General features: G+C 66.5%; 10 protein-coding genes. 2 read left to right on the top strand and 8 right to left on the bottom strand.

What is annotated here, in order from left to right; translation table 11 throughout:
- From FRC96_RS16705 to FRC96_RS16695, 3 genes are all read right to left on the bottom strand, one after another.
- A partial coding sequence (locus FRC96_RS16705) for a bactofilin family protein (protein ID WP_146976103.1) occupies positions 1 to 454 on the bottom strand: 454 nt, incomplete at its 3' end.
- A 3-nt stretch (positions 455 to 457) separates the two neighbouring features.
- Entirely contained in the window at positions 458 to 775 is a 318-nt protein-coding gene (locus FRC96_RS16700; RefSeq protein WP_115603108.1) for a bactofilin family protein, read from the bottom strand.
- 39 nt (positions 776 to 814) lie between these two features.
- On the bottom strand, positions 815 to 1,147 hold the full coding sequence (locus tag FRC96_RS16695; protein WP_115603107.1) for a bactofilin family protein: 333 nt from the start codon (positions 1,145 to 1,147) through the stop codon (positions 815 to 817).
- 386 nt (positions 1,148 to 1,533) lie between these two features.
- Here FRC96_RS16695 and FRC96_RS16690 point away from each other — a divergent pair, with 386 nt between their 5' ends.
- Positions 1,534 to 4,920: a hypothetical protein gene (locus FRC96_RS16690; RefSeq protein WP_146976101.1), complete on the top strand. Its 3,387-nt coding sequence runs from the start codon at positions 1,534 to 1,536 to the stop codon at positions 4,918 to 4,920.
- A 57-nt stretch (positions 4,921 to 4,977) separates the two neighbouring features.
- Positions 4,978 to 6,243, top strand: coding sequence for an OmpP1/FadL family transporter (locus FRC96_RS16685; RefSeq protein ID WP_146976099.1), 1,266 nt, complete (start codon positions 4,978 to 4,980; stop codon positions 6,241 to 6,243).
- A gap of 30 nt (positions 6,244 to 6,273) precedes the next feature.
- Here FRC96_RS16685 and FRC96_RS22695 read toward each other — a convergent pair whose 3' ends face one another.
- The 5 genes from FRC96_RS22695 to FRC96_RS16660 all read right to left on the bottom strand — a co-directional run bounded on the left by FRC96_RS22695 (position 6,274) and on the right by FRC96_RS16660 (position 10,698).
- Entirely contained in the window at positions 6,274 to 7,266 is a 993-nt protein-coding gene (locus FRC96_RS22695) for a lamin tail domain-containing protein (RefSeq protein ID WP_146976097.1), read from the bottom strand.
- Positions 7,263 to 7,934: a hypothetical protein gene (locus FRC96_RS16675; protein WP_146976096.1), complete on the bottom strand. Its 672-nt coding sequence runs from the start codon at positions 7,932 to 7,934 to the stop codon at positions 7,263 to 7,265. Before FRC96_RS16675 ends, FRC96_RS22695 begins: the two co-directional genes overlap by 4 nt.
- Positions 7,931 to 8,422, bottom strand: coding sequence for a hypothetical protein (locus FRC96_RS16670; RefSeq protein WP_146976094.1), 492 nt, complete (start codon positions 8,420 to 8,422; stop codon positions 7,931 to 7,933). Before FRC96_RS16670 ends, FRC96_RS16675 begins: the two co-directional genes overlap by 4 nt.
- A 122-nt stretch (positions 8,423 to 8,544) precedes the next feature.
- Positions 8,545 to 9,999, bottom strand: a complete 1,455-nt coding sequence (gene mpl / locus FRC96_RS16665; protein WP_146976092.1) for a UDP-N-acetylmuramate:L-alanyl-gamma-D-glutamyl-meso-diaminopimelate ligase — start codon at positions 9,997 to 9,999, stop codon at positions 8,545 to 8,547.
- Between the two features lie 24 nt (positions 10,000 to 10,023).
- Positions 10,024 to 10,698, bottom strand: a complete 675-nt coding sequence (locus FRC96_RS16660) for a PilZ domain-containing protein (RefSeq protein WP_146976091.1) — start codon at positions 10,696 to 10,698, stop codon at positions 10,024 to 10,026.
- Positions 10,699 to 10,858: the final 160 nt, after the last annotated feature.

The raw sequence follows: 10,858 nt of genomic DNA, 5'->3' as shown, positions 1-10,858 counted from the left end.
AAGGTGCGCTTGCCGGGGCGGTGCGAGCCGGCGCGGAGCTGCGCGAGGCGGCGCTTGCGGTGGCGGTGCTGGCCGGGGCGCTGCGGGTTGGCTGGGAGGTACGGGCCGGGGTGCGTGCCGCGGTGGGAGCTTCGGCATCGACGCCGATGTTAAGCTCGCCGCGAAGTTGCGCGCCGTCGGCCATCTCCACAAGCGGGGCCAGGATGTTGGCCACAGCGCGGGCGGTGGCGCTGAGCACCACGCGCTCCTCGGCGCTGACCTCACCGTCGAGGACGCCTTCGATGACAACCTGCCGAGCCTTTACGGTGCCGGTGACCACGCCGCCCTGCGCGATGGTCAGCGTCTCGCTGAGCTCGATGGTTCCATCGACGCGGCCCTCGACCCTCAGATCGGCGTCGCCGCTGACGCGCCCGGAGACCTGGGTCTGGGCGCCAATGATGGTCGGGTCAGCCATAGCTTAGTCCACGTCCATGTCGATGTGACCTTTGAAGCCTGCGCCGTCGGCGATCAGGATGCGGGGGGCTTTGATGTCGCCGACCATCTTGCCGATCGAGGCGATCTCAACGCGCTCGGTGGCCACGATGTTGCCGGTGACCTGCCCGCTGACCGCGATCTGCGGGGTCTCAACGTCGGCTTCGACCACGCCGTTTTCGGCGACGGTGACCAGCGCGTTGACCGCGATGCGCCCTTTGACGGTGCCTTCAATGGTCACCGGCGCGTCGCCGGAGATCTCGCCATCGATGGTGATGTTGGGGCCGATAAGTGTGTCCGCCATGATGTACTCCTACAGCAATAAAAGAGGGTGGAGAGGGGGTCAGCCGTCGATCTGGACGTCCATATCGATGTTGCCCTTAAAGCGGGCGCCTTCCTGGATGATGACGCGCGGGGCGCGCAGGTTGCCGGTGACCAGGCAGCCTTCCAGAAGTTCGATGACGTCGTGGGCGACGACCTCACCGTTGACCTCGCCACGGATGGCGATGGACTGGACGTCGATGTCGGCGACGACTTTGCCGCCTTCTTCGACGGTGAGGCGGCTGGAGAGGGCGACGTTACCTTCGATGGTGCCGAAGACGACGACTTCGTCGTCGCCGGAGAGGCGGCCATTGATGGCAACGCCCGGTCCGATGGTGCAGCTCGTCGGGGCCATGGGGGGACTTCTCCGAGAAAAATTTCATTCGTCAGTGGACTTCGGCCGCCGCCCTTCATCAAGCGTATCAGGAGGGCGTGTGGCCATGGCGCACGGTTCTAACATCGAAGGTGCACCCCTTCAAGATGACTTACTCCACAGGTGGGGGAATTGCCCGGGGCTCGGTGGGGGGGGCGGGATCACCGGCGATGTGCCCGCGCGTCATCGTCATCGAAGCGCGGCATCAGGCGAGATGGCAAGATGCTGACCGGGTGTTTAGGCGTGGTTGCAAGGGCGATGCAACCCGCTATGATGGGCGCGCAACGATTCCAATTGAGCAGGCCTATCAGAGGTGGTCTCTCGCGTGTGTGCGGGGGCTACCGACGATCCGATGATGCGGAGGCTTCATGAGATGGCGAGCGGTACCAGCGGTGCTGGCGACGGTAATGGTGTGGGCGTGTGCGCCCGAAATTCCCGAGCGCGATGCGCCCGTGGAGCGGGTGGAGGCGATCTTTGACCCGTCGACGTCCACAATTCCTCTTCCGAATGACGCGGCGCTGCAGGAAGGGCGTTTGCCGGCGCTTGAGGGGGCCGGTGACGCCACGGCTGCCGGACAATTTGCCGAGTTTCTAACGCAGCTCAGCGGGTGGCTTCCCAGCACGCCGATTGAGATACCCTTCAGCGGGGAACTCAACGAGGAGACGCTGACAGAAGAGAACATTCGTTTCTACCGCTTCGAGGGTGATCTGGAGCCTCTGGAAATCGCCTCGATCGAGGCCCTCGACAGCGAGGGCGAGGGGCCGGTGTTTGTGCGTGTGACACCGGCGGATCCGGTGGTGCGCGGCGAGCAGTATGCGGTGGTGGTGACCCGGGACGTGGAGGGGGCCAACGGAGAGGCGGTGAGTGAGCCGCCGGCGATCTTCTTTGCGGCCTCCGAAGAGCCGCTGGTCGATGAGAACGGCGAGCCTGCGCTCGATGTGCTCAATGATCCGGAGAACCCCGGGCAGGCTGCACAGCTTGAGGGGCTTCGCCAGCTGCTGGCGCCGCTCTTTGAGGCGGCTGAGGGTGAGGGTATCGCGCGTGACCAGGTGGTGATGGCGTTTCGCTGGACGGTGAGCCCCGATCCCAGCGCGCTCTTTGATCCGGTGACCGCTCAGGTGCCGCTCCCGAACACCGCGGCGCTCGATCCGGACGGAACCTTCCCGGACTCGGCGGGGTGTTTTGTGGATGAGAACAGCGCCAACGGGGTGCTCGACCGGTATCTGGCGGGCCTGTCAGGGTGGCCGGCGTCGACGCCGATCACGCTCCCCTTGAGCGCGCCGATCGATCCGACCGATATTGGCGACGATGATGTTCAGCTCTACCGCTGGCTCGACGACGGGAGCTTTGAGCGGGTCGACGATGTTGCGGTGACGTATCTTGAGGAGCAGACCGACCGGTGCACCGGTGCGGTGAGCCCGGGCTATTCGCTGGTGCTGACCCCGGCGGAGCCGCTGGGCGATCGCGAGCGGTATTTTGCGTTTGCCACCCGCGCCATCGGCGGCGACGGCCAGGGGATTTTGCCCGACGTTCCGATGTTTATGGGCATGCAGCCCTACCCGGTGGTCGATGAGAGTGGCAGCTCGCTTGTGGGCAACTTCAGCGACGAGCAGGCCCAGGGGATGGCGGGCATCCAGGCCTCGATCTCGCCGATGATGGCGTATCTGGAGGAGGAGCTGGGCCTGACTTACGAAGATATGGCTGCGGTGTGGGGCTGGGGCACCTGGAGTGACACCTTTGTGGTCTTTGATCCGACGGTCGGGTCGATCGCGTTTCCGAACGCGTTTCTGATCGACTCGGAGACCGGGCAGGTCAACCTCCCGGTGCCTGAGGGTGCCGATCCGCTCACCGAGGGGATCATCAACTTGCTCAATCAGCGCCGGGGCTTCTCGACGACGGCGCCGGGCTGGATTCCGGTCGACGGGGAGGTTGACCCGAGCACCATCGATGAGGACGCGTTGGTGATGGCCTCGGTCGCCGGCTTCTCGCCACGCGTGCTTCCGCAGGAGGAGTACAGCGTGAGCTATGATCCGGAGTGGGGGCATCTGGTCGTCGAGCCGACGGTGCCTTTTGCTGAGGGACTTCAGCACGCCGGGATTGTGACGACGTCGATGCTGGGGACGAACGGGCGGCCGGTGCAGCCGACGGCGGTCTTTGCGCTGTTGCGCAGCACGTATCCGCTGGCGAACGAAGCCGGTGAGAGCCAGGTGTATTTGCTCGACGACGCGACCGCGGTCGCGCTCGAAGAGGCCCGCACCGCCTACAGTCGACTCTTTACGCTGGCGGTGGTGTTGCCAGGCGGCGGCTTTGAGCGCGAGGAGATCGCCACGGCGTGGGCGTTTACGCCCGAAGATCCGGCGCTTCTGCTGCAGCAGACCCGGGCCCGGGCGATGGCCGCGCTGGATGTGCGGGGAGCCGTCGTCGCGGAGCGCTTCTGCGACAACGAGCTGCCCAACTGCAACAACGACCCGTACTTTGAGGAGCTGAGCGCGGACACCTTCGCGCACCCGACCTCGGCGGGCACGCAGGTGGATGTCTCGAACCTGGAGGCCATCTACAGCGGCGGTGAATACGACTCGGTGTTGGTCGCCAGCCCGCTGGGCGATGTGGCCGATCCGCAGGACGCCTCCGCGCGCGTGGGCGTTACGGTGATGTTGCCGCGCGCCGAGCAGGACGCTGGGGACTGTGTGGCGCCTTTTGATGTGGTGATTTCGCAGCACGGCCTGGGCGGCAACCGCTGGGGCGGGGCGTTGATGACGGCCAACGAGGTGGCGGCCTTCCCGAGCTGCAAGGCGACGGTGGCGATCGATCTTCCGCTGCACGGCGGTCGCTCGACGGCGGCGACCTCGTTGCATCCGGCGGAAGCCATCCCGACCTCGGGTGCCGGCTTTTTGACCAGCGATCTGATCGCGAGCAAGGTCAACTTCATGCAGGCCTCTATCGACCTCTTTGTGCTCTCGCGCCTGATCGTGGGTGAGGCGGGCGCAAGCGGTCTGACGCCGCTCTTTGCCGACACGCCTTACAGTGGCGAGGAGCTCTTCAGCGGTGCGATTGGTTTTGTGGGACAGAGCCTGGGCGGGATTGTGGGCGTGCCCTTTGTGACGCTGGAGCCGGCGGTGGACACCGCGGTGATCAGCGCCTCGGGTGGTCGTCTGACCTGGATTCTGGAGGGCGATGATGCGGGCCCCTCGACCATCGGCGGTCCGATTCTGGATGCGCTGGCCGGTCTGGGCGCGGTGCCCGGGACCTTCGCGTTCATTCGAACGATGGCGCTGGTGCAGTGGACGGCCGATGTGATCGATCCCTTCGCGTTTGCGCCCTTTACGACCGATCGTCCGCGCCAGAACCTGGCGTACGATGCGGGCAGCGACACCTTTGGACCGGTCACCGGCGATCTCTGCGAAGAGACCAGCGAGTGCCCCGAGGGGTGGTCCTGTGAGGCGGTGAGCTCGGATGTGGATCGTTGCGTGGAGCTGCTTCCGGCCAACCAGGTGATGCTGCAGATGGCCTCGGGCGACCGCACTGTGGTCAACCGGGCGACGGAGGCGTTGGCCCTGGCGCTGGGAGTGAGCCTGGACGACACGACCTTTGAGGACGCACCGCACTCCTTCCTCTCGACGCTTAACCCGACGGCCGAAGGCTTTGAGGCCGGCCAGTGCGCGCGCGAGCAGATGGGGGCCTGGCTGGCCAGCGGCATGAGCGGCGTGGCGGAGCTTCCGGCTTCGTTGAGCGCGTCGGCCTGTCTGGCGCAATGATCCCGAGACCCACATTGAGATGATGCCGAAGTTTGAAACTTCGCAGGAGAATCGACGATGAAGATGCAGCATAGAGAGCATGCATGGATGGGGCTCGGGGCGGCGCTTATGATGTGCGCCGGCGGGCTCTGGAGTGTGCCGGAGGCGCAGGCCGCCGGCTTTGCCAACACCGCCCAGAGCGGCACGGCCACGGGCATGGGCGGGGTAGCTACGGCGAACCCCGATGAGCCCAACGCCAACTTCTACAACCCGGCGGCGATGGTGTTCAGCGAGGGGTTCAGCGCCTATGTGGGCCCCACGTTGATCAAGCCCTCGGTGAGTTATGAGGGGCAGGGGGTCGAAGAGCAGACCGAGCCGGCGCTCTTTCCTCCCCCTAATGTTAACCTGACGCTTCCTTTCGGGGAGCAGTACGCGGTGGGCCTGGGGGTGACGCTTCCCTGGGGGCTGGCGATCCGGTGGCCCGACAACTGGGTGGGGCGCGAGAACTTCCGCGCTCAGCAGTTGCAGACGATCAACGTCAACCCGAACTTCGCTTACAAGGTGCCGGGTATTGACCTGGGGCTGGCCGTCGGGGTGCAGGCGATGTACTCGACGATCACTCAGGAGCGTACGGTGATCTTACGCGACGATCTGGAGGTGCCGGTCTTGCTCGGTGGCCAGGGCTTCGGCGTGGGAGCGACCGCGGCGGCGTTTTATAAGCTCAACTCGCAGTGGTCGATGGGCCTGAATTACCGCAGCGCGGTGAACCTCAACTACGAGGGCCGCGCGCATTTCGGCGAGGAGGTTGAGGGCACGCCCTTTGAGCAGCGTTTTGTGGATCAGGGGATCACCACCGAGCTGACGGTGCCGCATACCGTGAACCTGGGGCTTGGTTACCAGGCCACCGAGGCGCTGTGGGTGGGATTGGACCTGAATTACATGACCTGGTCGACCTACGATCGCATCGAGATCAACTTCGATGAGCAGAGCCCCGAGGGTGAGCCCGGTGAGTCGGAGCCGCCCACGGTGGTGGAGGCCAACTGGAACGACGCGCTGGCGGTGCGCCTGGGCGCGCAGTTTGCGATCACCGACGCGCTCAAAGCGCGCGTCGGATTTGCCTACGACATGACGCCGGTGCCCGACGAGACGGTGGGCCCTTCGCTTCCCGACAACAACCGCACCGTCGGGGCGCTGGGGCTGGGTTATGAGGTTGCGGGTTTCCGCGCCGATGTGGCCTACCAGTACATCTACCTGCCCACCCGGGAGATTCGGAACGGGAGCGTGGACGGGGACTACCAGCTCAGCTCGCACCTGGTGGGCATCAACGTCGGCTACGGGTTCTAACCTCGCGTTTGGTCCGGCGCCGAGGTCCCTTTAGCCGGGGGCGTCCGGGTCAGGTTGGGTAGTGTCAGAAGGCGACGGATCGGAGGACGATCCGTCGCCTTCAGTGTTTTCGGCGTCGTTCGGGGCGTCATCCATCGCAGCGCAGCCCGAGGTCAGGGGGCGGCCGTCGGCGCAGGTGCCCGGGCTGAAGAGGCGGCCTTCGGCCAGCGTCGTGTGATGCACAAAGCCACCGGTGGTGAGCTCCGGGCTGCGGGTGAGCGAGCGGGGCGGGGCGTTGGTGTAGAGGGCCTCGTCGATGAGCTGGCCCCCGGCGGCGTAGAGGGCGACGCGTCCGCCGTCGTTGGCGAATTGAAAGCGGGAGTCGACAAGCCAGACCTCAAAGCCCTCGCCAGCGGGGGGCGGTGCGCCGGTGGTGCTACCGGCGAAGATCACCGCGCCGTGGCCGGGAGCCAGACAGTGGCGGGGGAACGTAAAGCGGACGCGGGTGTCGTTGGCCACGCCCACGCCTTCGAGATCCAGGGTGTGGGGGCTGATGTTGACGATCTCGACGAACTCATCGTCGTGGGCGCTGCGGGTGCCGTCGGCGTTGGCGTCGCCCTCGGGGCCGGTGGGGACGTTGGGCAGGATCTCGTTGATGATGAGGTGACCGGCGTCTGCGGGTATCGCGTCGGGGCAGGGGTGGGGGGATCCGGGGCTGTCTGGGGCGTCGCCATCGGTGTCCGCGTCGGGTTCGGAGCTGCCAGGTGGCGGGTTGGCGGGGAGGTCGGAGGGGTCGGCGTCGGCCCGACCGCCGGCGTCGGCCGCATCGTTGGCCTGCGCTTCGGGCAGCTCTGCGACGATGTAGAGGCAGCGCGAGAGGCGGCAGAACTGCGCCGGCAGGCAGTCGCTGGAGGTGCGGCACTCCACCTCACCGGCCGGGCCGCAGCCGCTGGCCGCCAGCGTCAGGAGCAGCGACTCGAGGAGTAGTGAGGCCAGGGTGCGACGCACCACGTGGCGATCCATGTGAATCCATGCGCTCTTCATCGCTCACCTCCCTTCGCGTTTTGCAGTTGCTCGGAGAACCACCCGCCGGTTAGCGCGTCGAGACGCGCGCTTAGGGCCTGAATCTCCAGGTGTCGGGCCAGGGCCTCCTCCTCGGAGTCGGGCACAAGGAGCATGTCGTAGAGTTGATGTCGGCGGCGCGCGAAGTAGGTCTCGGTGACGGCCTTGAGCAGGTCGTCGCGATGCTTCCAGCGGGCGCGCACCTCGCGTTGGATCACCATCTCCTGCGGGGTGTAGACCAGCTGGCTCAGGTCCAGGGACAGGCGCAGCGAGTAGAGGGTGCGCGAGCGGGTGTCGTCGTAGAGGTAGTGCTGGGCGTAGTCGCGCTGGTAGTCGCCGTTTTCATCGGCCTCGATGTTTTCGCGAAAGCGGTTCTGCAGGTCGTGCTGATCGAGCCAGGCGACCTGGCCCTGGACCTGAGGCAGGAGCGCGGCGAGGCGCGCCCGTCGCGTCCAGTGGTCGAGGTCGGGGGCGCCCATCTCCAGGTAGCGCAGGGCGGCCTGGTGGGTGTCGGCGATGGTGGGCTCATGGTCAAAGGCGCTGGCGGCTTCTTCGATCTGCGCGCCGGTTAACGCCCGGGCGGTCTGCGGTATCCATGCGACGATGAGCGTGGTCAGCGAGACGACGATCGCGAAGGTCTGGCGAGTCATCGGGCACCTCCGCGGGAGGCGTGGCCGGTGATGAAGGCGCGCAGCGCCTGGACTTCGAGCCAGCGGTCGATGGCGGTCTCAGGCTCTAAAAGCGCAAGGTCGGAGGGGCGCTCAAGCTCCAGGAGCAGCAGACACGCGTTGAGTTGGGGGAGGAGGTCACCGGCCCGAGAACCGGGCGTGTCGAGAGGCTTCGCGTCGAGCGAGGCACCGCGCCAGGTGGCGCTTAAGAGCCAGGCCGTCGGTCGGCGTTCATTGGCGTGGTTGAGGGCGCTGGCGTCATCCAGGAGGCCCGGGGAGGCCATCGCCTCGCGGGCCTGCTCGTCAAGGCGCTGGCGGGCCTCCAGGGCCGTGGTCACGCTCAGGGTGAGCGTGGGCAGCAGCTGTGCCAGGCGGGGGGAGGCGCTCGGCTCGGGCCAGGCGTAGGTTGGGGGGCAGTGCGGCTCGATGGTCGCCGCGCTCAGAAGGGTTATCAACGCAAAGAGGTGCATGGGCTCGCTCCCTGTCGAAGGTCAGTCGGGCCCTCCGCGGTGGAGGGTGTGCGACTGTTATCGAGCAAAAGCGGCGGTGTTTGCGTTGAGGACGAAACTTTTTTCGAGGGCGTGCTCGGGTCTCAGGACTCGAAGCGCTGGCGCAGCGCGTCGGCCAGCTTGTGATGAAGCCCTCCAAATGCGGCGCCCGAGAGGCCCACGATGAGGTCCCCGGGCTCGGCCTGGCCGGCGACATGGCGCACGATGTCGTCGACCTCTTCAATCAACTCGGTGGTGGGGCCGAGCTGGCGAATGGACTCGGCGATGTCCGAGATGTCCACGCGCATCGCCTCGGGCAGATCGTCGTCTTTTTTCCAGGGGCGAGAGAGGATCACGCGGTCGGCCTGAGCGAAGGCCGGCGGATAGTCATCCTGGAAGACGCGGCGGCGCGAGGTGTTGCTCTTGGCCTCGAAGATCGCCCAGAGGCGCCGGTCGGGGAACTGGCTGCGCATCGCGCTTAAGGTCGCGCCGACGGCGGTCGGGTGATGGGCAAAGTCATCGTAGATGTCGATGCCGGCCACGTGCGCGATGTGCTCCTGGCGGCGTCGTACGGACTTAAAGCGGCGCAGGGCGTCGGCGACGTCGGCAAAGCTCAGGCCCTCGTCCATGGCCAGGGCGGTGGCGCCGAGCGCGTTGCGCACGTTGAAGTCACCCAGGGTGGCCAGATCAAGTTCTCCCAGATCTTCGCCATCGCGCAGGACGGTGGCGCGAGTGCGGCCCTCCTCAAAACGAAGGTCGGTGGCGCGGAGCGTGTTGCCCGCGCCAAGGCCAAAGGTCTTTCGGATGTCCTGACGATGCGCCGAGACGGCCATCGCGCGCGGGTCGTCGCCGTTGACCCAGAGCGATCCTTCGTCCGGGAGAAGATCGCAGAAACGCCGGAAGACATGCTCGATGTCTTCGACGCTCTCGTAGATGTCGGCGTGGTCGAACTCCAGGTTGTTGATCGTGGCGCGGAAAGGGGCGTAGTGCCAGAACTTGGGCACCTTATCGAAGTAGGCGGTGTCGTACTCATCGCCCTCGATCACAAAGGTGTCGCCGTGGCCCAGGCGGTAGTTCGAGCCGAAGTTGCCGGTGATGCCGCCGACCATAAATCCCGGATCGCGGCCCTGGTCGGTGAGGATCCAGGCGAGCATGCCGGTGGTGGTGGTTTTGCCATGGGTGCCGGTGAGCACGAGCGGGCGGCGATCCTCAAAGAAGAAGTGGCGCAGCGCCTCGGGCAGGCTCAGATAAGGGATGTTGCGCTCGCGGGTGGCCACCGCGTCGGCGTAGCTTGCGCGGCTGACGTTGCCGACGATGACGATGTCGGGGTTCCAGTCGAGGTTTGCTTTGTCGTAGCCGCGCATGATGTCGATGCCGCGCTCCTCAAGCCAGGTGCTCATCGGCGGGTAGGCCATCGCGTCGGAGCCGCGCACCTCAAAGCCGCGCTCCTTGAGCATGGCGGCGAGGCTCCCCATGGCGGTGCCGCAGATACCGATGATGTGGATACGCGCGATGGCGTCGGGAAGGGCGGGGAAGTCGCGGGGCTTTTCGGCGGTCATGGAGGCTCTGCGAGGAGGGGATGTTCAGTTGGAGGTGTTCTGACCGGCGAAGAAGCGGTCGAGCTCGGTGGTGTCGTGCGGAAGCGTCAGCGAGAGGCGCAGGCCTCGCTCTCGAATCGAGCCGTCGACGACCTCATCGACGCGGGCGTCGATGGTCAGGGTCTGCCCGCTGGTGGGGTGCGAGACCAGGCAGTCCACGCGGGTGCCTGCCGGATGAAGATCGGGGGTGCGCAAGAAGAGCTGACCGCGGGCCAGGTCCACCTCGCGGAACTTCTGCAACACCGAGGGGGTGGGGATGCGCACGCGCACCGCCGGGCGACGCGAGCGCTCGACCTGGGCGCGGGCCTCCGGGTTGGCCTCGTAGGCCTCGTCGATGAAGTCGCGCCAGCGCCGGGCGGTGTCGTTGCCCAGGCTGAAGAGCTGGATGCCCATGCCCGGGGTTTTGCCGCTCTCGTAGGCGTCGCCGGCGCTGACGGTGTGGGCGACCAGCCCCAGCATCTGCAGCTCTTCGCCGGTGGTGGGGAGGCGTGTGCGAAAGCGAATGAGCTTGCGCAGGGGAAGCGGCTCTTTGGAGACGATGAAGACGCCTTCGTAGGAGGCGTCGTGGGTCTGGAAGGGGACATCGCCATCGACGGTCTGCAAGATGACGTCGAGGCTGGCGAGTATGCGGGGGGATCGGCGGTTTGCGGCGGTGGCCATGAGCGTCCTCAGCCAGGGAAGGGGTTACCAGCGGACGTAGTCACCCTTCTGGGTGTCATCCTTCTCGGTGTTGCGGGTGTTGCCCGGTCGGGTGGGCGCCGGCGTGGAGGGGCGCGTGGGGGCCGGGGCGGTGCGGCGCTCCGGCTGCGGCGCAGGAGCG

The organism is Lujinxingia vulgaris, assembly GCF_007997005.1.
GTDB lineage: Bacteria > Myxococcota_A > Bradymonadia > Bradymonadales > Bradymonadaceae > Lujinxingia.
This window is presented reverse-complemented; position numbering and strand designations above follow the sequence as displayed.

Bases quoted from the DNA above. Each gene is read 5' to 3' on its own strand.
- FRC96_RS16670 (WP_146976094.1), bottom strand. From the start codon at position 8,422: ATGCACCTCTTTGCGTTGATAACCCTTCTGAGCGCGGCGACCATCGAG.
- FRC96_RS16660 (WP_146976091.1), bottom strand. From the start codon at position 10,698: ATGGCCACCGCCGCAAACCGCCGATCCCCCCGCATACTCGCCAGCCTC.
- FRC96_RS16675 (WP_146976096.1), bottom strand. From the start codon at position 7,934: ATGACTCGCCAGACCTTCGCGATCGTCGTCTCGCTGACCACGCTCATC.
- FRC96_RS22695 (WP_146976097.1), bottom strand. From the start codon at position 7,266: ATGAAGAGCGCATGGATTCACATGGATCGCCACGTGGTGCGTCGCACC.
- mpl (WP_146976092.1), bottom strand. From the start codon at position 9,999: ATGACCGCCGAAAAGCCCCGCGACTTCCCCGCCCTTCCCGACGCCATC.
- FRC96_RS16685 (WP_146976099.1), top strand. From the start codon at position 4,978: ATGAAGATGCAGCATAGAGAGCATGCATGGATGGGGCTCGGGGCGGCG.
- FRC96_RS16700 (WP_115603108.1), bottom strand. From the start codon at position 775: ATGGCGGACACACTTATCGGCCCCAACATCACCATCGATGGCGAGATC.
- FRC96_RS16695 (WP_115603107.1), bottom strand. From the start codon at position 1,147: ATGGCCCCGACGAGCTGCACCATCGGACCGGGCGTTGCCATCAATGGC.
- FRC96_RS16690 (WP_146976101.1), top strand. From the start codon at position 1,534: ATGAGATGGCGAGCGGTACCAGCGGTGCTGGCGACGGTAATGGTGTGG.